We start from the raw sequence: 20991 nt of genomic DNA on the forward strand, positions 1-20991 counted from the left end.
AAGGAGGAGGTCATCATGAACCGATATCTGGCATTGCGCATCGGTCAGGCACTGCTCGTCCTGTGGGCGGCATTTACTCTGTCTTTTATCCTGCTTCAGGCGATGCCAGGTGATGCGGTACTGATCAAGTTCCAAAATCCAGAGCTCGGCCTGAGCGCCGAGCAGATCGCGCAGCTGCGGTTGTCCTACGGTGCCGATACGCCGGTGCTCACGCAATATTTTCATGCGATAGCCCAGATCCTGCGTGGCGATCTCGGCCTCTCTCTTCAGGCGGGCGTGCCAGTCACCGAGCTGATTGCTGCAAATCTGCCGCCTACGCTGCTGCTCGCGGTGCTGGGTTTTATTGCTGCCAGTCTGCTGGCGTTTGCCCTCGCGTTCTTATCAACGCTGACACCGTTCCAGTGGCTGCGAACCGCGCTGCAATCGCTGCCGTCACTGTTTATTTCCGTGCCGACCTTCTGGCTGGGCATCGTGCTGATTCAGATTTTCTCTTTCCGTCTGGGGCTGATTCCGGTGATTAACCCCGGCGAATGGGAAGGACTGATTCTGCCGGTTCTCACGCTGGCGCTGCCGATTTCCGCCCCGCTTGCTCAGGTGCTGATGCGCAGCATCGATCAGGTACAAACCCAGCCGTTTATTGCCGTCGCCCGCGCTAAAGGGGCCAGCCGCAGCGGCGTGCTCTGGCGACATATCGCCCGTAACGCGATGCTGCCCACGCTGACCATCGCTGGTTTACTGCTGGGTGAACTGATTGCGGGGGCGCTGATTACCGAAACCGTATTTGGCCGTAACGGGCTCGGCCAGTTGACGCAGGAAGCCGTGAACTATCAGGACAGCAGCGTATTACAGGCCATCGTGCTGATTTCCGCCGCCGCCTTTGTTGTCGTCAATCTGGCCGTCGACCTGCTCTATCCCCTTCTCGATCCGCGCCTAAAAAGCACGCCAGGAGCCACGCTATGACTACCGTACAGCTGGAAAAAATCACGTTTCCTCTTCTGCGCAAGCGACCACTTCTGCGGCGCTACGCCTTTCAACCGGGGCTGGTGCTGGCCTGGCTGGTCATGCTGACCGTCGCACTTTGGGCACTGTTCCCCGGCTGGTTTACTGGCTATAGCCCGACGGAAGGCATCGCAGGCGCACAGCGGCTGGCACCTGACGCCGACTACTGGCTCGGCACCGACCAACTGGGGCGCGATCTCTATGCGCGCATCGTTTATGGCGCGGTGCATTCACTTTCCGGTGCCGTTATCGCCGTCGGGCTGGGTCTGGTGCTCGGCAGCCTGTTCGGCCTGTTGGCAGGTGCAGTCGGCGGCTGGCTGGATAGCGTCGTGATGCGCAGCATCGATGTGTTGCTAGCCATTCCCGGCCTGCTGCTGGCGCTGAGCGTCATCATCCTGTTGGGTTTCGGCACGGTTAACGCCGCGATTGCCGTGGGCGTCACCTCCGTCGCCAGTTTTACCCGACTGGTGCGCTCAGAAGTGTTGCGCGTGCGCCACAGCGACTACGTCGAAGCGGCCTATGGCAGCGGCGGCACCTTTTTCAGCGTGCTGTGGCGACACATCCTGCCGAACTCACTGACCACCGTTTTCGCCTTTGCCGCCCTGCAATTCGGCAGCGCGATTCTGGCTATCTCCACGCTGAGCTTCCTCGGCTACGGCGCACCACCGCCCACGCCGGAATGGGGGCTGCTGATCGCCGAGGGCCGCAACTACATCGCAACGGCCTGGTGGCTAACCACCTTCCCCGGCCTGATTGTTGTACTCGTTGTGCTCTCCGCTAATCGTATCAGCCAGTCGATCAGGAGAACGGAACGATGAGCCTGTCAGCCAGCTTACAAACCAGCGCGGCGGTGCCCGTACTGGCTCTGGAGAATGTCACGATTGCCTACCGCAGCGATGATCGCGAGCAGACCGTGGTCGAAGGCGTCTCTTTCCATATTCAGCCCGGTGAAGTGGTGGCGCTGGTGGGGGAATCGGGTTCAGGGAAGACGACCACTGCGCAGGCCGTCATCGGCTTACTCGCCGAGAACGGACGGTTAACGCGCGGTGCTATTCGGCTAAACGGCGTGGATATCAGTGGCTGGTCGCAGAAGCGATTGGATAGCGTGCGCGGTGCACAGATCAGTCTGATCCCACAGGATCCCACCAGTTCCCTGAATCCAGTGCAAACCATCGGCGAGCAGGTGGACGAGATTCTGCGTATTCATCAGCGGGAAGATCGCCAGACGACCCGCCAGAAAACGCTGGCGCTGCTGGAGCGCGTGGGGCTAAACCAGCCGGAGCTGCGGGCGAAGCAGTATCCGCATGAGCTGTCCGGCGGCATGAAACAGCGTGTCCTGATCGCGATTGCGATTGCGCTAAAACCCGCGCTGATTATTGCCGATGAACCCACCAGCGCGCTGGACGTCACGGTGCAGAAACGTATTCTCGATCTGCTTGATGAACTACGGCGCGAAAATGGAACGGCGGTGCTGTTCGTCACGCACGATCTGGGGGTGGCAGCCGAGCGTGCCGATCGGCTGCTGGTGTTCCAGAACGGTTACATTCAGGAACAGGGCCCAACGCTTGAGGTGCTCAGCGCGCCCTCAAGCCATTATGCCCGCACGCTGCTGGCAAACGTTCCGTCGCTTAACCCCACTCCGCGTCCACAGCGTGCCAATACATCAGATCCTGACATTATCGTCTCGGTTGAAAATCTGGTGCAGACCTTTCCTCTGTCGGGCCGTAAAGGGGAACATTTTCGGGCCGTGGATGACGTCTCTTTCAGCGTGGCACGCGGCACAACGCACGCCATTGTTGGCGAGTCCGGTTCCGGTAAAACCACCACGGCGCGTAGCCTGCTCGGGTTCCATCATCCTAGCGCGGGGCGCATTCTGATCGACGGCACCGACATCACGCATCTGAAAGGTGAAGCGCTGCGTCAGTTCCGGCAAAAAATCCAGTTGGTCTATCAAAACCCTTTTAGCTCGCTCGATCCGTCACAGCGCTTATACGACATCGTCGAGGAACCGCTGCGCAATTTTAATCGCCATACCGCCGCGCAGCGGGAGCAAAAAATTCATGAGATGTTCGAGCGAGTTGCCCTGCCGGTCGCGCTGCTGTCACGAAAGCCGCGTGAACTGTCCGGTGGCCAGCGCCAGCGTGTCGCCATTGCCCGCGCGCTGGTGCTGGAACCGCAGGTGCTAGTGCTGGACGAAGCCGTTTCGGCACTGGACGTCACCGTGCAGGCGCAGATTCTGCGTTTGCTGGCCGAGCTACAGGAATCACTCGGGCTGACATACCTGTTCATTTCGCACGATTTAGCTGTGGTACGTCAAATCGCCGACACCGTCTCCGTGTTGTACCACGGCAAGCAGCTTGAATCCGGCCCAGTGGAGCAGATCTTCGCCCAACCCGAACATCGCTATACCCGTGAACTCATCGAGGCCATCCCCGGGCAGCAACACCCGGCTTTTGCCCGCTCGTTCCACGCTCACATTCACTCTGAAACACATTCACTCTGAAACACATTCACTCTGAAACACATTCACTCTGAAACACATTCACTTTGAAACAAAAGTCGCACTAAACCAAGGACTGTAGAATGACAACGAAACGGCTGGGATTTTTCACGCGATTGCTGGATGACGTATCCGCCCAGCAGCGCTATCGGCTGGCGACGGAACAGATCGTCAAAGCTGAACAACTCGGATTCGACAGCGCCTGGGTCGCGCAGCACCACTTTCACGCCGATGAAGGCGGGCTGCCTTCACCACTGGTGTTTCTGGCACTGGTCGCCGCCCGCACTCAGCGTATCCAACTCGGCACCGGCGTGATTACGCTGCCGATGGAAGAGCCGCTGCGCGTGGCGGAAGACACCGCCGTGCTCGATTTACTCAGCAACGGCAGGCTGGAAGTCGGCGTAGGCTCCGGCGGCACGCCGTCCTCATTTGCCGCGTTCGGTCACGATAGCGCGCAGCGCGGGCAAATCCTCGGGCGCTATCTGGAAAAACTGCGCGCCGCATGGCGGGGAGAGGCATTGAGCGAAGACGGTAATCAACTCTACCCTGCCGCACCGCATCTGGATAAGCGCGTCTGGCAGGCTACGTTTTCTATCGAAGGCGCGGAGCGAGCCGGTAAAGCAGGCGATGGCCTGATGCTCTCTCGCACCCAGCCACGCCCGGAACACTTCCCCGATGCCACGCTCGCCGATCTGCAAAATCCGATGATCGATGCCTATCTGGCCGCGCTGCCCGCTGGCGTCGCACCGCGTATCCTCAGCTCACGCAGCGTTTTCGTGGCTGACGATCGTCAAGTAGCGCTGAGTCTGGCAGAGAAGGGGCTTAATCGTTCCGCCGCCCGCTCCGGCACGTTCCGCCCGATCCCTCACGACTCGGTAGAGGCGCTGATCGCCTCCTTCGATAGCCACGTTGGTACCGCGCAGGATGTCATCACGTCATTGCGGGCAGACAGTTCGCTGGAGCGTGCAACCGATGTGACATTCCAGGTGCATTCCATCGATCCACCGCATGAGTTGATTCTGCGTTCGCTCGAACTGATAGCCACTCAGGTCGCCCCCGCTTTGGGCTGGAAGCCCGCCGTCAAACAGAAAAGCCCGATCGGGCAGGAGATTGCATGACGCACGCTAACACGTTACACACCCATGACGTCCTGGATGCGCTGGCCGAAATCAGCCCTGATTCCACCCTCGCCGCCGCCAGAAAAACCCGTGATGCGGCAACCCGCCACACCCAAGGCAGCTACGACGCGCTGTTTAACGCCAACGCCGCAGACGATGCGACATTGCCGCTATCGCTGCGCTTCTGGTTTGCGACCAAAATCAGCGGCTGGCAGCAGGACGAGCAGCTACAGCATTTTTATGCCGAGCGACTGACGGACTTCCCTGAGCCCGTACTGACACCCACGCTACAGTTGGCATTGGACCATGCCGAACGTCTGACGAAAACGCCCGTGCAAGCTTCGGCGTCACACGTCAACGCGCTGGAGCAGGCGGGCTGGTCGGTAGACGACATCGTGACGCTGTCGCAGCTCATTGCATTTGTGAATTTTCAAAGCCGATTGCTGCGCGGCTATCGCCTGATTGCCGGCCATCGCGTCGGCCAACCGCATTCGCAGGCCGCTGTCGCAGGTCAGTGGCATACCCAACCACAGACGCACAGCGGCAAGTCCGCACCGCAGGCATTTACTCAAGCAGAACTGGGCTGGGAACCGTGGATCGCGCCCAAACCGCTGGCTGCTTTCAATGCGGATGAGCAGGCAATTCTGGCGCGCTTCGGCCATACCGATTCCGACTATTTCCGTTTGCTAGGCCGCAACCTTCCAGTGCTGGAACAGCGCACGCTGACGGATAAAGGGATTTTCTATACTGCTGGCGGCCTGCCGCGCAAAGAGCGCGAACTGATTGCCGCCGTCACCAGTAAGGTCAACGGCTGCATCTATTGCGCCTCGGTGCACGCGCGTAAAGCCAGCCAGCTCTCCAAGCAGGACAGCGACGTACAACGGCTGCTGGACGTCGTCCCCGGCGGGGATTTAAGCATCGGCCAAAGCCCGCGCTGGCAGGCAATTATCGATTTCTCGGCACGCCTTTCCGCCACGCCCGCACAGGTCAACGCCAACGACCTGAAACAGCTGCAAGAACAGGGATTGGATACGCTAGAGATTGTCGATGTGGTGCAGTCAGCCGCCTTCTTCTCATGGGCCAACCGACTGATGCTCACGCTAGGCGAACCGTTCTGGCCGGAGCATTAAGCAACCTAGTGCGATAGCCAGTCAGGCGACACAACCCCGTGTCGCCTGTTGCGATTTATTTCTTCAAGCAGGCAGGGAAATCCGCAGGCAATTCGCTGGCAGGGCAGTTGATGACCTCGTTGTTGTTCTCGCCACAGTCGCGGATAAACGTAATAGTGGCGAATTCATCGATGACTTCGGTAGGGTACGCCGGACCCGATTCGCGATGGGCTTCCATTTCAGCAATGTGTTCGTTCTGGAAACACACGGTTTTCTCTGGATTATTGATGATCCAACGCGGGAAGAAGATCGTGCCGTGAAAGAGCTTATCGGCAATGTTAACAATCAGGCTGACGTCCGTTCCCGTTGGTTCTGTCCATGAAATTTTATAAACCTCGCGGGCAACCTGCACGATATACACCTGCTGGTCCTTCACCCAACGATTACCCACGATACCGCTATGAATACGGTAGTCTATCGTGTTGGCATTTTTGACATACAACTCGTAATTCCAACCATTATCATAGGTATATACCAAGTGTTTACCCACAAAATGGCTCAGATCGTGTTGATTAAATGACGGCATGGTGGTTCTCCCTAAATATGTGAATTCACTCTAGAGCTTTATTAATTCGATGAATAACGCTATTTTTCAGGGAAAATCATTCGATATTTAGATGTATTAAAAATGCTGGCAAAGACGACGCTGGAACAGTGGGAAATCCTTCAGGCGGTTATTGATTTGGGCGGCTATACGCAGGCGGCAAATGCGCTTCATCGCAGCCAGTCTTCGGTCAGCTATCAGCTTTCTCTGCTACAAGAGCGATTGGGCATCGCGCTACTCATCATCCACGGACGCAAAGCTGAGCTCACTCCAGAGGGTGAAAACCTGCTCGCGCAGGTGCGACCCGTAATACGTTCGTTTCATGCGCTGGAAGCCCACGCCCATTCTCTGAAAATGGGTGAACAGACCAGCATCAACCTGGTGGTTGACAGCACCTTCCCCAAAGATCGCCTATTTCACCTGCTCAGAGCCTTTCAAAAACAGCATCCTGCCACCCGTATCCACCTGACCGAAGTGCTACGTAATGAAACGTCGGAACAGTTGAAAGCACGCGAGGCGGATATTTATGTCATCACCTCACGTGAACTTGACGACATTGCCGGGCAATGGCTGATGAACGTTGATTTTGTTGCCGTCGCACACAGCCATCATCCACTTTTCTCACTCCCCACGCCGCTAAGCCATGAAGCACTGTCTCGCTACCCCTGCGTAGAGATTGTGACGCGCACGACGCCACATACACAGCCCTCCTCCGCCGAAAGCTGGACATTCACCACATTTGAAGCAGCCACGCAGGCCGTTTTGCATCAGGTAGGCTACGGCTGGCTACCGGAAGCACGAATTGTAGAACACATTACGCGGGGTGAATTACAAATACTGCCGTTACAGCAAGGGGAAAGGCGCACCACCCTGCTCTATCTGTTAGCCGAAGAGAAAGGGCAGCCGCTCAGCAAAGAGATTCTGACGCTCATTGCGCTACTGTTCGGCAGGCTCTGAGGTATGAGGATTATTAAGTGATTAAGCGATCAAACACCTTTTAGCTCATAAATGAACTAAATTAAGTAAAAACTAACAAGAAGTCTTACATATGGATATTAAGAAAACTTAAGGGCTATACTTAACCGATAATCGGTTATATTTAGAAGGTAGAGTCCATTTATGAACACTCCTGCCACTGCACCAACATTACTAAAGCTCGACGCCATTAGCGAAGCTATCGACGAACTCCGGCACGAACTCGCGCGTAGCGATGCTTCCAGCAAAGAGGTTGTGCTGGAAGACCACATTCATTCGCTGGATGTATTTGGCGTTCAGCTAAATACGCGGCGTAAGGCATTGGGCATCGAACTCGCTACGCTGGAATTACAGACTGGTGTATCGATCTCCACCTTAAAGCGCTTATTCAACGATCCCGCTCAGGTGAAATTTTCCACGGTTTATAGCGTCTGTTCCGCGTTAGGGATAAAACTATGCGCCGTCAAGTAAAGGTCTATCTTTACGGTGTCCACATCGGCCAGTTAAGTCAGGACGATAAAGGCTATTTGTTTGAATATAAAAAGTCCTACATCGGCACGCCATTATCACTGAGCCTACCGATACAGACCGGAACATTTCGCAGCAAGACATTACCGCCTTATTTTGCCTCATTAGCTCCCGAAGGCTGGCTCCGGCGACAGTACAGCCAGCTTCAGCATCTGGATGAGAAGGATTTATTTGGCATCCTCATTCAAAACGGTAAGAACCTGATCGGCGCAGTACAGCTGATCGCGGAGGATAAGTCATGACAAGATGTCGAATTTTGCTGACACCGCTGACACACGAAGAAGAAATTACCACAGGCTATAGCCGTAAAGGGTTGAAGCATCTGGCGGGGAAAATGCACGCTTCCCCAACCTTACGTTTCACCCGCCAGCAATTTATGCACGACCTGCCACAAGCACAGAAAGGCATGAGCATCTCTGGCTATCAGCCCAAAATTCAGATGGTATTAGAAGAACGGGCGTTTACCGTCGTTGATCATCAAGGGCTATACATCCTCAAGCCTTCTCCAATTGAATTTCCCCATTTGGCAGAAAATGAACATGCCACGATGACGCTAATGGCACGTCTGGGATTTGCCGTTCCACCACACGGGTTACTCCGTTTTAAACCGGAACAGGCGGATGACGAACCTGAGTTCGCTTTCGTTATTAAGCGCTTCGACCGCGACGAAAAAACGGGTCACCCTATCCATCAGGAACAGTTGGACGGGGCGATGGGGATCGGTGAAAAATTCGGAAAAACACATACAGATGGCAAACAATACGTCAGTTATGAGCGGTTGGCCTTATTCCTTAGCAAACACGTTAATGACAATATCGTCTTCAAAATAGATCTGTTTCGCCGCATCGCTTACGCCTACATGCTGGGTAACAACGACATGCACCTGCGTAATTTTGGTTTGATACATTCGCGCTCAGGTTCGTTAGTGCTGGCTCCCATTTATGATTTTGTTTCCGTCGCCCCCTATCCCACCTATTTTTCTTCCTGCTTCATGGCACTACCACTACTGATTCAAGAAGAGGGGGATGAAGCACTCGCGCCAGGATTTGAAACCGCATACGGAGAATACCTTGGTATGGATTTCATTCTGTTCGGGCAGCGTATCGGGCTGAGTGAAAACCTGACCAAAAAGCTACTGGCAGACTTCCTCAAAGAAGCTAAATGCGTTGAATCAACCTATCGGGATTCCTTTATGCCTGCGGACGCTATTGAGACAACGCTGCGGTGCTATCGACACCGCCTGAATCTTATGAGCATTCTCAATGCAGAAAGGATTTAGTGCTTCAGAATCAAACGCCTTGCTGCGTCACTGCAGGTATCGGTGCAGTGGCGCAGAACTTACCGCCTGGACAAAACCAGACGTGCGGCGAATGCCAGAAAGATAACGCCTGTCGTTCGGTCCATCCACTTCACTACGGAACCGCGACGCAGAAAGCGTGACAGCGGGCGCGTGGCGGCAATCAGCGTGGACGACCACAGCGTGCCGATAAAGACATGGATAAGAACAAGCAGATAAGTCCACAGCACGACCGAATGGCCGGCAGGGATAAACTGTGGCAGGAATGAAACGTAGAACACGCCGATTTTTGGATTTAATACGTTACCCAGCATTCCACGGAGAAACCAGTTCTGCTGCTTCGGTGCGTTTTGTGATACCGCCATCACCAGCTCGGTTCTGGGTTTCAGGATCATTTGCAAACCCAGCCAGCAGAGATACGCCGCACCACACCATTTCAGGATGTTATAGGCCAGTTCCGACGCCGCAATCAGCGTTCCCAGACCAAACGCCACCATCGCGCCCCAAATCAGGCAGCCCACTTGAATACCAAACGCGGCATGGAAGGCTTTCTTACTGCCTTCAACGGTAGCGGTGCGTAAAATCAACGCCGTGTCCAAACCCGGTGTCAGGGTCAGCAGCGTTGCGGCAAACGTAAAAGCAATCAGCGATTCGGTCAACGTCACGGTAATTCATCACTCCAGCAGGGAAAACCACAAAAAGCATCCTTCTCTGTGAGAAGAATGGTGCAAGACAACCGACAGGCAATCCTAATTAAGCCCCACGTAATATACGACAGAGCCTGACCCTACCCAACACCTCTCTTCAGCCAGATCGCATAGCAACAGCTCACATCAGACCCAAATTCAGAAAGCGTAAATAAACTCCCCCGATCGGTTACCTTCCGCTACGCTATCCGGCAGGCAATGACTCACGATACAGGCGCAACACCATGATAAAACGCTTCTTACTCACACTCGCTTTACTGACACTTTCCGCGTCTTCACTTGCGCAAGATGCCCTGCCAGATGCGGTGAAGAGCATCGAAAAACAAGGTATTACGATCATCAAACCGTTCACTGCACCCGGCGGCGTGCAAGGCTGGCTGGGCAGCTATCAGGGCGTTGGGGTAACCATCTACTTAACGCCGGACGGTAAGCATGCCATTTCAGGCTATATGTATGACGAACACGGCAACAACCTGAGTGAAGCGCTAATTCAGCAGGAAGTGTATGTGCCTGCCGGTCGGGAGATGTGGCAGAAATTACAGCAGGCACCGTTTATCACCGAAGGGGCGAAGGATGCACCGCGTAAAATCATCGTCTTTGCCGACCCATTCTGCCCGTACTGCAAACAGTTCTGGCAGCAGGCACAGCCGTGGGTAAAAGCAGGAAAAGTCCAACTGCAAACGCTACTGGTCGGCGTCATCAAACCGGAAAGCGGGCGTTATGCCGCCGCGATTCTTGCGGCCAGCGATCCGGCCAAAGCCTGGCATGAATATGAACTGTCTAACGGCAAAACGGTGCCCCCGTTCCCCAAGGACTCATCACGCGATATCTGGAATAACATTCAGCATAACCAGCGGCTAATGGATGAACTGGGTGCAAACGTTACGCCTGCCATCTATTACCTGAATGATAAGAATGAGCTACAGCAAGTGGTCGGGCTGCCGGATGCACAGCAGTTGGCGGAGATGATGGGGAAATAGGCACAGGAGGGAATTTCCCTCCTGACGTTTCTCTTAGCGATGCGACCAGTACGCCATAAAGTTGATCGTCTCTTTATCGAGGTGCCGCTCGTCGAGCAGATAGCGGCGCAGCCGTTTGATGGCGGAAGACTCTCCCGCCGCCCACGCGTAAAACGGGCGATGTGCCGTTGCCCGTTCCCACAGTAGTTCGTCTTCTGGCGTTTCCTGTGCGATCTCATTCCGGTTGGTACAAGCACTGGCGGGAATCTTCACGTCCTGTTGAACCGCCGCCAGCAGGCGTTCGCCCCATACTGTGCTGCCCGTTTCCTCACGCGGCAGCCAGTGAATCTGCGCAAAAGGGAAGTCGCCTGATGTCACGCAGTCAGCCACTTTTGGTACTTCAAAAAAAGCCTGCACCGACGGCGAAGAAGGCTGGGCAGCCAGCTGTTCAAGAATTCCCATTGCCGCGGGCAGCGCCGTTTCATCCGCAATTAGCAGCACCTGCTCAACGCCCTCGTGCGGTGCCCATTCATAGCCGCCGCTGTCGCCATCGGCCTCTGCATTGGGCGCGACAATCTGTAGCGCATCACCCGGCTTAGCGTGGCCCGCCCAGCTTGAAGCCGGTCCGGTATCGCCGTGCAGCACAAAATCGATCGTTGCCTGCTGTGACTCGCGTGAGACGGAACGCAGCGTATAAGTGCGCAAAGTTGGACGACGCTCACGCGGCAACGCCAGATAGTCCTGATACCAGGTATCGCTCACGGCCATTGGGGTTAGCTCCCCGCTTTCACTGGCGAGCAGCAGCTTGATGCGCTGATCCGGCGCGTCCAGTTTCATCTGGCGCACTTCCGGGCCGGTGAACACGCAGCGAGCCAATGAAGGTGAGAGTAACGTCTTACTCTCTAAGCGTAAGTTGAACAGCCGATAGGCGGAAGACGTTGTACGGGTAGCTAAAGACATAGTGAGAAAACCGCATGTTTTGTAAGGAAAATCAGTCCACGGGATAAAACCCATTCACCGCAACTTACCATAAACAAAACACTAACGATAATCATTATCACCATTCAGGTGAATGCCGTGATAAAAGCAGCATTTTCTTCACAACGTGGGCAGGAAGCCATTCAGGCCGGGCATAAAAAACCATCAAAAGACTTGTTAACAGGTCTTAGATTGCTTATTTTAAAGACCTATTAACCGGTCATTAGAGGTCTGTCATGCCGAATATTATATTGAGTGATACCAGTGCCAGCGTCAGTGAGCTGAAAAAGAATCCAATGGCGACCGTCAATGCTGGTGATGGCCTGCCTGTGGCTATCTTGAACCGCAACCAGCCTGCGTTTTATTGCATTCCTGCGGCTCTCTACGAAAAAATGCTGGATGCGCTGGACGATCAGGAATTGGTTAAGCTGATCGGTGAACGTAAAAACCAGCCGCTGGTTGACGTGGATTTGGATAGTTTCTTATGAGTTATCGCGTCAAATTCAGGGAAGATGCGCTAAAAGAATGGCTCAAGCTTGATAAAACCATTCAGCAGCAATTTGCCAAAAAACTAAAAAAATGCTGCGAAAATCCCCATATTCCTTCGGTAACGTTACGAGGGATGAAGGACTGCTACAAAATAAAGCTCCGAGCGTCAGGCTTTCGTTTGGTTTATGAGGTTATTGACGACGTATTGATTATCGCCGTGGTGGCGGTAGGCAAACGTGAGCGCAGCGGTGTTTATCATCTGGCGAGTGAGCGGATGAGGTAGCTGCGTTAGGCTGAGCATAAAAAATGCTGGCCAAATAGCTCACTATTCGACCAGCATGTTTTCACCTTCCAGAAAAGCAGTAAAACCCGCTTCCCTACTCCATTACCGCATCGTCACAAACTCTTCTGACGCAGTTGGGTGGATAGCGACAGTGTTGTCGAAGTCTTTCTTGGTTGCGCCCATTTTGACGGCGACCGCGAAGCCTTGCAGCATCTCATCCATACCAAAACCGATGCCGTGGATGCCGACGATTTTTTCTTCTTTACCCACGCAGACCAGCTTCATGCGGCACGGCTGGCGGTGCTGGGTGACGGCGGTGTACATCGCGGTGAAAGCAGATTTATACACTTTCACCTGATCGTCGCCGTACTGCTCACGCGCCTGCGGTTCGGTCAGCCCAACGGTGCCAATCGGCGGGTGGCTGAAGACGACGGTCGGGATGTTGCTGTAGTCCAGATGCTCATCCGGCTTGTTATTAAACAGACGTTCGGACAAACGACGCCCTGCCGCGACAGCAACCGGCGTTAGCTCGACGGCACCGGTGTTATCGCCTACAGCGTAAATGCCAGGAACGTTGGTATTCTGGAATTTATCGACGTTGATGTAGCCCTTGTCGTTCAGCTCTACGCCAGTGACGCTCAGGTTAAGGTTATCCGTCGCGGGTTCACGACCAATCGCCCAAATCAGGCAGTCGACGGTTTGTGACTGGCCGTTTTCCAGCTCCAGCGTCAGGCTGCCATCGGCATTCTTCACAATCGCTTTCGGGATCGACTCGGTATGCAGCGTCGGCCCTTCGGTGTTCATCACTTCCACCAGCGTATCGACAATCAGCGGATCAAAGCTGCGCAGCGGCGCGTGTTTACGCACAAACAGGTGGGTTTCAGAACCCAGCCCGTTCAGCACCCCGGCAATCTCTACCGCGATATAACCTGCACCGACGATAGCGGTACGCTTCGGCAACGCATCCAGCTCAAAGAAGCCGTCGGAATCGATACCGTATTCCGCACCGGGAATAGAAGGGTGAACCGGACGACCACCCGTCGCGATCAGGATATGGTCAGCCGTAATTTTTTCGCCGTTCACTTCCACCGTGTGCGCATCGACAAAGCGGGCAAAACCGTGGATGACATCGACTTTATTCTTGCCCAGCACGTTATCGTATGACTGGTGGATACGATCGATGTAGGCGCTACGGTTCTTAACCAGCATGCCCCAGTTAAACTGGTTTACCGTGGTATCGAACCCGTAATCCGGCCCGTACTGATGGATCGCTTCGGCAATCTGCGCCGCATGCCACATCACTTTCTTCGGCACACAGCCGACGTTGACGCAGGTGCCGCCCAGATATTTTGCTTCGATCAACGCACATTTTTGTCCATACATCGCCGCGCGGTTGATAGACGCGATACCGCCGCTGCCGCCGCCAATAGCAAGGTAGTCATAGTGTTTGGTCATCAGTGTATCCATGCTTAAGTGAATAAAATTTGCCTAGAGTGTAACGCCAGAGCCATACGCCGAATAAAGGTTATGCCTATGGTTGCGATAGGAAAAACCAACCGCGTCGCCCATCGCAACCGTGCGCATTACTCCGGTACGATTTGCTCCACCAGCGTATGTCCGGTGCCTTCTGGTACCAGTACGCTATGCAACCACGGCAGCACGCTCTTCATCTGAGATGCCAGCTTCCACGGCGGGTTAATCACAATCATGCCAGACGCCGTCATGCCGTAGCGATCGCTGTCCGGCAGCACCGCCAGCTCAATTTGCAGAATGTTGCGAATGCCCGTAGCTTCCAGCTCTTTCAGCATGCGTTTGATGTGCTGACGCAGCACCACCGGATACCACAGCGCAAAGACGCCGGTGCCAAAACGTTTATGCCCTTCCTGAATGCCTTTCACCACGGCCTGATAGTCCGTCTTCAACTCATACGGCGGGTCGATCAACATAAAACCGCGACGGGAAAGCGGCGGCAGCTGTGATTTCAACTGCTGGTAGCCATCGTCACGCAGCACTTTGGTACGCGAATCCTTCTGGAATTCATTGCGCAGCAATGGGAAATCGCTAGGGTGCAGTTCGGTCAGGTGGAGCTTGTCCTGTTCACGCAGCAGCTGGCGCGCAATCAGCGGGGAGCCCGGGTAATAGCGCAGTTGGCCGTTGTGGTTATAGGTGCGTACGGCCTGCATGTAAGGTTCGAGTTCAGCCGGAATGTCGTCACGCTGCCAGATTTTCGCGATGCCATCCAGATACTCGCCTGTGCGCTCGGCGTGTTCGCCGCTGAGCTGATAGCGACCCGCACCCGCGTGGGTATCCAGATACAGGAAAGGTTTCTCTTTCTCTTTCAGGGCAGTGATGATCAGGCTCTGAACGGTGTGTTTCAGCACGTCGGCGTGATTGCCGGCATGGAAACTGTGGCGGTAACTTAGCATGCTTGCTTTCCGGTGAAGTTTTTATAAATAACGTCGATTAACTGACAGTATAACCGTCTGCGACGGAAAATATCCCGTCAAACACTCCCCTCTGCGAACCGTCCCGCAAACCAGTCATTTTTATCGTCTTAAATCAGTAAATTGAGAAACAGGGTCGTTTTTCATTCGATTGAAAACTTCCGATATTCAGGCAGATAAAGGGGGGGCAACGCAGCACTCGAAAAATCAACCACGCCAGCGCGGTAACCTCTTACGGACAGCTAAAAACATTCACGGAGTTGGCACGTGGGTAGATTTACCTTTCGGGAGCGCAGTGCGTCGTGCGGCCTCAATACCAGATGCCACCCAACGGACAAACGTTTCCTGTTCCTCCATCGCATCGTCCGGCAGTTGTGAGAAAGACAGGCAAATGGTTTTGAGTTTGCCATCCTCTCCACGGCGGGTGTAAGTGAACGGCGGGCACCCTGCCTTATCAAAAAAACTGCGATTCAGGTCGTCTGTTTTAACGAAAATCTCACCCTGATTGTTGATAAGTAAAACCATTAAGCCATCGTGAAAAATCGCCAGACAGCCAAACATCTTACGCGGAACAAAACGACCGAGTGGTGAGAGCTGATCCATGATGAACGCGGTCAACTCTCCGGAAATATTCATATCAGTCTCCTTTTACGCGATACGCTGGACAGGTTTTACAAGTGCCTAAACAGGCGTTGATGAAAGCAGAATGCCGGATAAATCCGGCATTCGATAAGGGTATTAAAGCAAGGGTAGCAGGTTAGGGATTTTTCTTCAGATACTGTGCCGCGGTCAGGTAATAATTACGCGCAGTGGCGTTATCCTGACGTTCGCCCAACTCAGTCAGCGCATCCGCTTTAATCTTTCTAGCTTCTGAATGATGGGGTTCAACGGCCAGCACGTAATCCGCCTGTTCGGCAGCCCACTGGAAATCGCCGGACGACAGCGCTTTCTCCGCGCTTTTAAGCATGTTCGCCTGACCTCCGATCATAGCCAGTAACCGTGTGGCTCGATCTTTCTCAGTCAGCGGATAGATGTGTGTGGCATTGCCGTCAAACCAGCCCGCCTGCTGCGCGTAAATACCGCGTACGGTAAACGCCACGCTACCGTAATATTCCTGTAGATAAGGATTTTTTGCCAACTCTGGAGGCAGTTTCACCGTCTGTACCAGCTCATCCGGCGTCATTCCCTTCGCGATACCGGCCATCGTCTGATCCCAGACGCTTTTGATGCCGTCGCGGTAAGCGGTCAGCGCAGCCTTGACGTCGGCAGCACCGCTGACTGGCTGCATGTGCCCAGGAATGAGGTGCTCTGCGTTCAGTGCAATTATTTTATCCAGACTGGCAATCCATTCATCAATCTTACGCGTTGGCAGACCACGCAGCGGGGCGATGTTCGGAAAGGTTTTCAGAAAATTATCACCCGCCAGCAAGACCTTCTGCTCAGGCAGCCAGACCGCAGTGTTTTCGTCAGACTCACCCGGCGTATGGAGCAGTTCCATTTTTACGCCTGAAAGGGTCAGGTTCTTGCTGTCACCGTCAAATGTTTGGGTCGGTGGCAGAAAACCTTCACGGGTGTGTGGCGTTTTACGACCGTATTCAAGCTGCGTGCCCGCATTGATAAATTTGTCATCAGGCAAGGAAGTCCCGAAGGCATCACCGCCCTCACGCTTTCCACGACCGGTATCCGGTTTTGCTGTAACCAAAAGGCGGTGGCTGATAATTTCTGGCTTGTCATTACTGGCAAAAACCGTCGCGCCGCCGGAGTGATCGGGGTGGTTATGTGTGTAAATGATGGCTTGCACAGGCCGAACCATACGGCTGCCAAATGCTTCAATGATCGCTTTTGCATCCACAGGATTCGCCGACGTATCCACGATAATCGCGCCATCTTTTCCCTGAATCAGGGTCACGTTTGCAGCCGAATACCCAACGGCCACATAAACGCCTTTTGCGACTTCCACGATCTGCTTCTGAAAATCGGCATTATGTGCGAGCAGCGTTTTTGCACCCGCCGTTTCTTCATGCGCACCTGCGTAGCCTGCCGCCGTCAGTGCCATAACCGTTGTGAGCAACAATGTAGCTTTCCTCAGTTTTCCGTCGAAATACTGTGTCATCTTTTCTCCGTCAATTCACGACGCTGAGTCCCATTTCTGATTCATGTACCAAAAACGGGAGGGACAGGAACAAAGCCCGCGCAAAACCTAGCGAATTGGCAGGATTCCGTAATCCCCGCAGCATAAAAGCAGCAGAGCCAAAAGGGTATAGTGATAAATGACAGTCCACTTCTCATAAGTGAGAGGAGTGTAGTGAAAGGGAGCGTTCCGTTTCGAGCCTTCACCTGACGGGCGTCATCACCTTACTCTGGGGTCTGGAAAACGTGCCCATTGCGCGGCCGATTCCAACTTGTATACAGATCCAATCTGGATAAAAAACCGCTTTAGCGTGGGATATTTTTCGTTTCCCAGACGGGTCACATACAGTACGATCGCACGCTAACCATGATGGAATTGGACGTTATTCTGATGGAACCTGAATATCAGCGCTGGCTGATGGCGCTTTCCGCCCCGATGGTCGCACTCAATATCAAGTACGGCGCCCGCTTCTGCGAGCCGACCTTTTATGAGCCCGGTGAACCCATCAGTCTGAGTAACAGCTGGGGCATCACCTCCCGCGAAGGCCTGATCACAATGATTAACGATATGACAGACGGCGGCCACGCCGAGCGTCTGGCGTATTACTATCACCTTTGGCACCACCTGACGGCATCCGAATGGCAGCAGCACTGCGCCAATCAATCCGAAGACGTACAGGGTACACTCGCGCTGGTGACCGAAACGGCCGCGCTGTGCGGTGAAGGCGGGATCCGCGCCTGGGATCTGGGGCGCATGAGTTTCCTGAGCCGCATCGGATTACTCAACGGCTGGATTAGCGAAAAAGAGAACCTGTGGATTCACACCCGGCTGGCCGACAGAGCGCGTTACTATTACCGCAGTTGGGAAAATTATTACGCAGCATTCCTGATCGGCCGCACCTACTGGCTCGGCTCGGATGAGGAAGATCAAGAATGCCAGCGCTACATTTTCAGCAACTGTAGCCAGATTCCTGACTACATTGACCAGATCGGCACGCTCTATACCCACCCGGACTGCCCGATTCATGACCTCGACTGGGATGTTGATCCGATAGAAATGGATAAGCCCGAGTCCTTACCAGAAGCGGAAATATAATGGACATACAATGCTGGCAGCGACTAGGCATTGAGCCGACTCAGGATCTGGATGTTATCCGTCAGGCTTATCGTCAGAAAGTACCGCAGTTTCATCCGGAAACCGACCCAGAGGGCTTTAAACAGCTGCGCGATGCGTACGATACCGCCTGTAAGCTGGCGAAAAATCCCGTACTGTCGGATGAAGAAGAGCAGACCCCCGCCGAATCACAAAACGCCACTTCGGCAACCGAGAATGCCTCCGCCGAGCAGGCCGCTCCCCAGTCAGAAGCGCTGGTTAACGCGTTTGAGCAGCTGTTAAGCAACCCGGCCGAACGTTTCGTTCCGCTGTGCTGGGAACGCTACATTCAGTTGTTGAATCAGCAGGCTTTCGAGGTGATCGATCGCATTCGCTGGCCGCTGCTTCAGCGTCTGATGCGCGAGTCTTGCATCTCAACTCTCTGTGTCCGCGTATTGGCCGAACGCCTGCGCTGGCAGCAGCGGCAAGGAGAGCTGTCCGGCGACGGGGTGGAAGATGTCCGCCACTTCCTCGACTCGCTCGGCTATGAGGATCTGTTCGATTTTTCCCTGCTATCGCACCTGAACCTGCCCGCACAGTTGGAAACCATCTTCCATTTCCAGCAGGCCAACGGAATGTACTGGAATCGGCCCGCATTTATGCTGGGCACGCTGCTGCGCACCCCGACCGCGATTTATTGGCCCGACAGCCCGGCGCTGATGCAAAAGCTCGCGCGCTGGCACAGCCACGCCGGTGTGCCCAACGCCACCCTGCGCGATTACTGTCTGCAACAGTTGGATGCGGCTCCGAACGACGCGGAATGGCTCGAACTCAGCGCCAGCCTCTGCTCACTGACCGGAGAGAACGAGCAGGCCTTCACGCTGTGGCTGACGCTTTATCAGCAAACCCGCCATGCACAAGCGGAACACTGGCTGATTAACTGGTGCAAACAGCATCAGCCGGATGCGCTTCCCTTACTGATTCAGTCGTTCAACCACACGCCAGCGCCGGATCTGACAGGACTAGCGCTGGACGATCCGCGCCAGCGTTTCTTCATTTCTCAGCATAATACCCAGATGCTGATACGCTGGGGAGAAGCGCTGAAACTGCCGCTGTCGCCCATGGCAGAAAGCTATGCCCGCTGGAAGCTGGGCAAGCAGGAGCTGCGGGATATCTACCGACATCTGCTGCTACACAGCGGGGACGCGATTCAGGATCGCCTGTATTGGCACGCCAGCATGTTAACCGTGGGTAATGAGCGTCTGTTGCAGGACATTCTGGCGCAGCCGTTGCCCGAGGAACCGCTGTATGCGTTGATCTTACAGGGGTTACAGTTTCAGGCGACACAGCGCCTATCCTGGCTGGACACCTCCGGCGCGATTCACGCCTTCACGGAATGGCTGTATTCGCCGTCAGAAGACGCGTTGCCCAACGTATTCACTAACCAGAAATCGTCCGCCTGGCTGCAGGCGCAAACCTGGCTGCGGCAATGGCGTCCGCTGTCGCTGAATCAGCTTAACAAGCTATATAGCAGCGGCATACATACGGAGGAAATCGACCCGATCAACGATTGTCTGGTCGAGCTGTCCGCACGCTACCGGCGCGATGTGTCTCTGGTGCCGCAAGGAGTGGAGAAGCCGCAGGATCTCAGCGCCAAAGAGGAACTGAGACAGGCTATGCTGATCGCATTAATGATGACCGATCCAACCTCTTGTCTGGGTTTACCGCGTCAATCGGTGCTGCCCGAACTGGCCTTAACCCACCCTGCACATTCGCTCTCTCGGCTCTTCCGCAAGGCGGAATGCCACGATGGTGATGCGGTAACGCCGTTGAAAAAACAGCTGGAACTCACCAATCCGCTGCACTATCACTGCTGGATGAACTTCCCCGCGTCTATTGAGGAATATCTCGGCAGCAGGGAGACTTACAGCGAATCCGCTGCAAGCCATTTTTATCTCACCGATGAGCATTGGCAGACGGAACTGGCGAAATCGCCCATCATCTACCAGATATTTTTCCACGCGTTTTATGCCCTTGTGGGAGAGGAAGGACAGGCTGAGCAACACCTTGAGCGGCTGGCGGCTATCCCCGTAGAAACGGAACAGGAAGATGCGATCCGTACTGCCTTTACCGAAGGGTCGGATGAACTGGAGAAACAGCTAAAACAGCTCTCCGACGACAAACGGGTCACGCTCATCGGCAAGCTTATTCAGAGCTGTGCAAAGGATGACACGTCCTTATTCGATAACAGCGATCAGGAATTTCTAACCGAGCATCTGTCCTATCCGCACGAAGACGTTACGCTGAGATTGGTGTCGAAAATGCTGCTGCAATGTGCCGATCGGCGCGAACGTCAGTTTCAGGCATCACAGGCTAAAAAGAGCTACTGGTGGCAGCTCTGGCGCACGAACGCTCGCATCGGCCGTCTCGGTTTTCTGATGCAGGCCGGGTTGGGAAGCTATTTTCTCTATCGCGCGAGTGACTGGATCGGGTCGCCACCGGCGTTTATTGAGGGGCTACTGATGGTGCTCATCGTGCTCAATCTGCTGAGTGCGACGCGTCGGCGCTATAACGATATCGGTTCCAATATGCCGTGGGTGATGAGTTTCTTCACTCTACTCATACCGCTGTTTCTGCTGCTCCCCTTGCTGACGCCGAGCCTGAATCGCTGGAACCAATTCGGGCCGCCGCCAGCTGGCAAGAAAGCCGAAACGGACACCATGCCTAGCTGACGAAAATAACTCGGGCGGCGTAGCAATTATACGCATGCATATACCC

General features: G+C 54.6%; 21 protein-coding genes. 14 read left to right on the forward strand and 7 right to left on the reverse strand.

Annotated features, from left to right (window positions below; translation table 11 throughout):
- The first annotated feature begins 15 nt into the window (after positions 1 to 15).
- From NXT09_RS17070 to NXT09_RS17090, 5 genes are all read left to right on the forward strand, one after another.
- Entirely contained in the window at positions 16 to 960 is a 945-nt protein-coding gene (locus NXT09_RS17070; protein ID WP_268580657.1) for an ABC transporter permease, read from the forward strand.
- Entirely contained in the window at positions 957 to 1817 is an 861-nt protein-coding gene (locus tag NXT09_RS17075; protein WP_014913680.1) for an ABC transporter permease, read from the forward strand. Before NXT09_RS17070 ends, NXT09_RS17075 begins: the two co-directional genes overlap by 4 nt.
- Positions 1814 to 3502 carry a dipeptide ABC transporter ATP-binding protein gene (locus NXT09_RS17080; protein WP_268580658.1) on the forward strand — a complete coding sequence of 563 codons (1689 nt, stop codon included), beginning with the start codon at positions 1814 to 1816 and terminating at the stop codon, positions 3500 to 3502. Before NXT09_RS17075 ends, NXT09_RS17080 begins: the two co-directional genes overlap by 4 nt.
- 80 nt (positions 3503 to 3582) lie before the next feature.
- Positions 3583 to 4617 carry a putative FMN-dependent luciferase-like monooxygenase gene (locus tag NXT09_RS17085; protein WP_249683791.1) on the forward strand — a complete coding sequence of 345 codons (1035 nt, stop codon included), beginning with the start codon at positions 3583 to 3585 and terminating at the stop codon, positions 4615 to 4617.
- Positions 4614 to 5747, forward strand: a complete 1134-nt coding sequence (locus NXT09_RS17090; RefSeq protein WP_268580659.1) for an alkylhydroperoxidase domain protein — start codon at positions 4614 to 4616, stop codon at positions 5745 to 5747. Before NXT09_RS17085 ends, NXT09_RS17090 begins: the two co-directional genes overlap by 4 nt.
- A gap of 55 nt (positions 5748 to 5802) precedes the next feature.
- Here NXT09_RS17090 and NXT09_RS17095 read toward each other — a convergent pair whose 3' ends face one another.
- The gene (locus NXT09_RS17095; RefSeq protein ID WP_268580660.1) at positions 5803 to 6312 is read right to left on the reverse strand and encodes a phenolic acid decarboxylase; all 510 of its coding nucleotides are present in this window, start codon (positions 6310 to 6312) and stop codon (positions 5803 to 5805) included.
- A 102-nt stretch (positions 6313 to 6414) separates the two neighbouring features.
- Between NXT09_RS17095 and NXT09_RS17100 the strand changes: the two genes are divergently transcribed.
- The 4 genes from NXT09_RS17100 to NXT09_RS17115 all read left to right on the forward strand — a co-directional run bounded on the left by NXT09_RS17100 (position 6415) and on the right by NXT09_RS17115 (position 9112).
- Positions 6415 to 7287 carry a LysR family transcriptional regulator gene (locus NXT09_RS17100; RefSeq protein WP_268580661.1) on the forward strand — a complete coding sequence of 291 codons (873 nt, stop codon included), beginning with the start codon at positions 6415 to 6417 and terminating at the stop codon, positions 7285 to 7287.
- A gap of 162 nt (positions 7288 to 7449) precedes the next feature.
- The gene (locus NXT09_RS17105) at positions 7450 to 7776 is read left to right on the forward strand and encodes a helix-turn-helix domain-containing protein (RefSeq protein WP_268580662.1); all 327 of its coding nucleotides are present in this window, start codon (positions 7450 to 7452) and stop codon (positions 7774 to 7776) included.
- Complete coding sequence (locus NXT09_RS17110) at positions 7761 to 8075, forward strand: HipA N-terminal domain-containing protein (RefSeq protein ID WP_268580663.1); 315 nt, start codon at positions 7761 to 7763, stop codon at positions 8073 to 8075. The genes NXT09_RS17105 and NXT09_RS17110 overlap by 16 nt, the downstream gene beginning before the upstream one ends.
- Positions 8072 to 9112, forward strand: coding sequence for a type II toxin-antitoxin system HipA family toxin (locus NXT09_RS17115; RefSeq protein WP_268580664.1), 1041 nt, complete (start codon positions 8072 to 8074; stop codon positions 9110 to 9112). The genes NXT09_RS17110 and NXT09_RS17115 overlap by 4 nt, the downstream gene beginning before the upstream one ends.
- Positions 9113 to 9171: 59 nt before the next feature.
- On the opposite strand, the gene NXT09_RS17120 is transcribed toward NXT09_RS17115, so the two are convergent.
- Positions 9172 to 9795, reverse strand: coding sequence for a LysE family translocator (locus NXT09_RS17120; RefSeq protein ID WP_240584102.1), 624 nt, complete (start codon positions 9793 to 9795; stop codon positions 9172 to 9174).
- A gap of 266 nt (positions 9796 to 10061) precedes the next feature.
- Here NXT09_RS17120 and dsbG point away from each other — a divergent pair, with 266 nt between their 5' ends.
- Positions 10062 to 10817: a thiol:disulfide interchange protein DsbG gene (dsbG, locus tag NXT09_RS17125; RefSeq protein ID WP_240584103.1), complete on the forward strand. Its 756-nt coding sequence runs from the start codon at positions 10062 to 10064 to the stop codon at positions 10815 to 10817.
- A 33-nt stretch (positions 10818 to 10850) separates the two neighbouring features.
- Here the strand turns inward: dsbG and NXT09_RS17130 are convergent, their stop codons facing one another.
- Positions 10851 to 11756 (reverse strand): siderophore-interacting protein, encoded by a 906-nt coding sequence (locus NXT09_RS17130; protein WP_268580665.1) that lies wholly within the window; start codon positions 11754 to 11756, stop codon positions 10851 to 10853.
- Between the two features lie 254 nt (positions 11757 to 12010).
- Here NXT09_RS17130 and NXT09_RS17135 point away from each other — a divergent pair, with 254 nt between their 5' ends.
- Together NXT09_RS17135 and NXT09_RS17140 are read left to right on the forward strand one after the other, a co-directional pair.
- Complete coding sequence (locus NXT09_RS17135; RefSeq protein WP_205551919.1) at positions 12011 to 12262, forward strand: type II toxin-antitoxin system Phd/YefM family antitoxin; 252 nt, start codon at positions 12011 to 12013, stop codon at positions 12260 to 12262.
- Positions 12259 to 12546, forward strand: a complete 288-nt coding sequence (locus NXT09_RS17140) for a type II toxin-antitoxin system RelE family toxin (RefSeq protein WP_268580666.1) — start codon at positions 12259 to 12261, stop codon at positions 12544 to 12546. Before NXT09_RS17135 ends, NXT09_RS17140 begins: the two co-directional genes overlap by 4 nt.
- A 102-nt stretch (positions 12547 to 12648) precedes the next feature.
- Here the strand turns inward: NXT09_RS17140 and gorA are convergent, their stop codons facing one another.
- The 4 genes from gorA to NXT09_RS17160 form a co-directional block, all read right to left on the reverse strand.
- Positions 12649 to 14001: a glutathione-disulfide reductase gene (gene gorA, locus NXT09_RS17145; protein WP_268580667.1), complete on the reverse strand. Its 1353-nt coding sequence runs from the start codon at positions 13999 to 14001 to the stop codon at positions 12649 to 12651.
- Between the two features lie 128 nt (positions 14002 to 14129).
- Entirely contained in the window at positions 14130 to 14972 is an 843-nt protein-coding gene (locus NXT09_RS17150) for a 23S rRNA (adenine(2030)-N(6))-methyltransferase RlmJ (RefSeq protein ID WP_039316638.1), read from the reverse strand.
- Between the two features lie 270 nt (positions 14973 to 15242).
- On the reverse strand, positions 15243 to 15626 hold the full coding sequence (locus NXT09_RS17155; protein ID WP_268580668.1) for a TfoX/Sxy family protein: 384 nt from the start codon (positions 15624 to 15626) through the stop codon (positions 15243 to 15245).
- Positions 15627 to 15747: 121 nt separating this feature from the next.
- A complete protein-coding gene (locus tag NXT09_RS17160) occupies positions 15748 to 17103 on the reverse strand; it encodes an alkyl/aryl-sulfatase (protein WP_268580669.1) in 1356 nt (451 codons plus the stop codon).
- Positions 17104 to 17487: 384 nt separating this feature from the next.
- Between NXT09_RS17160 and NXT09_RS17165 the strand changes: the two genes are divergently transcribed.
- Both NXT09_RS17165 and NXT09_RS17170 read left to right on the forward strand, forming a co-directional pair.
- Positions 17488 to 18216: a DUF1266 domain-containing protein gene (locus NXT09_RS17165; protein ID WP_268580670.1), complete on the forward strand. Its 729-nt coding sequence runs from the start codon at positions 17488 to 17490 to the stop codon at positions 18214 to 18216.
- Positions 18216 to 20945, forward strand: a complete 2730-nt coding sequence (locus tag NXT09_RS17170) for a J domain-containing protein (RefSeq protein ID WP_268580671.1) — start codon at positions 18216 to 18218, stop codon at positions 20943 to 20945. The genes NXT09_RS17165 and NXT09_RS17170 overlap by 1 nt, the downstream gene beginning before the upstream one ends.
- The last annotated feature ends 46 nt before the right edge of the window (positions 20946 to 20991 follow it).

This window comes from Pectobacterium jejuense, from assembly GCF_026800125.1.
Classification (GTDB): domain Bacteria; phylum Pseudomonadota; class Gammaproteobacteria; order Enterobacterales; family Enterobacteriaceae; genus Pectobacterium; species Pectobacterium jejuense.

Coding starts and splice junctions, on each gene's coding strand:
- NXT09_RS17070 (WP_268580657.1), top strand. CDS start 16: ATGAACCGATATCTGGCATTGCGCATCGGTCAGGCACTGCTCGTCCTG.
- NXT09_RS17075 (WP_014913680.1), top strand. CDS start 957: ATGACTACCGTACAGCTGGAAAAAATCACGTTTCCTCTTCTGCGCAAG.
- NXT09_RS17080 (WP_268580658.1), top strand. CDS start 1,814: ATGAGCCTGTCAGCCAGCTTACAAACCAGCGCGGCGGTGCCCGTACTG.
- NXT09_RS17085 (WP_249683791.1), top strand. CDS start 3,583: ATGACAACGAAACGGCTGGGATTTTTCACGCGATTGCTGGATGACGTA.
- NXT09_RS17090 (WP_268580659.1), top strand. CDS start 4,614: ATGACGCACGCTAACACGTTACACACCCATGACGTCCTGGATGCGCTG.
- NXT09_RS17095 (WP_268580660.1), bottom strand. CDS start 6,312: ATGCCGTCATTTAATCAACACGATCTGAGCCATTTTGTGGGTAAACAC.
- NXT09_RS17100 (WP_268580661.1), top strand. CDS start 6,415: ATGCTGGCAAAGACGACGCTGGAACAGTGGGAAATCCTTCAGGCGGTT.
- NXT09_RS17105 (WP_268580662.1), top strand. CDS start 7,450: ATGAACACTCCTGCCACTGCACCAACATTACTAAAGCTCGACGCCATT.
- NXT09_RS17110 (WP_268580663.1), top strand. CDS start 7,761: ATGCGCCGTCAAGTAAAGGTCTATCTTTACGGTGTCCACATCGGCCAG.
- NXT09_RS17115 (WP_268580664.1), top strand. CDS start 8,072: ATGACAAGATGTCGAATTTTGCTGACACCGCTGACACACGAAGAAGAA.
- dsbG (WP_240584103.1), top strand. CDS start 10,062: ATGATAAAACGCTTCTTACTCACACTCGCTTTACTGACACTTTCCGCG.
- NXT09_RS17130 (WP_268580665.1), bottom strand. CDS start 11,756: ATGTCTTTAGCTACCCGTACAACGTCTTCCGCCTATCGGCTGTTCAAC.
- NXT09_RS17135 (WP_205551919.1), top strand. CDS start 12,011: ATGCCGAATATTATATTGAGTGATACCAGTGCCAGCGTCAGTGAGCTG.
- NXT09_RS17140 (WP_268580666.1), top strand. CDS start 12,259: ATGAGTTATCGCGTCAAATTCAGGGAAGATGCGCTAAAAGAATGGCTC.
- gorA (WP_268580667.1), bottom strand. CDS start 14,001: ATGACCAAACACTATGACTACCTTGCTATTGGCGGCGGCAGCGGCGGT.
- NXT09_RS17150 (WP_039316638.1), bottom strand. CDS start 14,972: ATGCTAAGTTACCGCCACAGTTTCCATGCCGGCAATCACGCCGACGTG.
- NXT09_RS17155 (WP_268580668.1), bottom strand. CDS start 15,626: ATGAATATTTCCGGAGAGTTGACCGCGTTCATCATGGATCAGCTCTCA.
- NXT09_RS17160 (WP_268580669.1), bottom strand. CDS start 17,103: ATGACACAGTATTTCGACGGAAAACTGAGGAAAGCTACATTGTTGCTC.
- NXT09_RS17165 (WP_268580670.1), top strand. CDS start 17,488: ATGATGGAATTGGACGTTATTCTGATGGAACCTGAATATCAGCGCTGG.
- NXT09_RS17170 (WP_268580671.1), top strand. CDS start 18,216: ATGGACATACAATGCTGGCAGCGACTAGGCATTGAGCCGACTCAGGAT.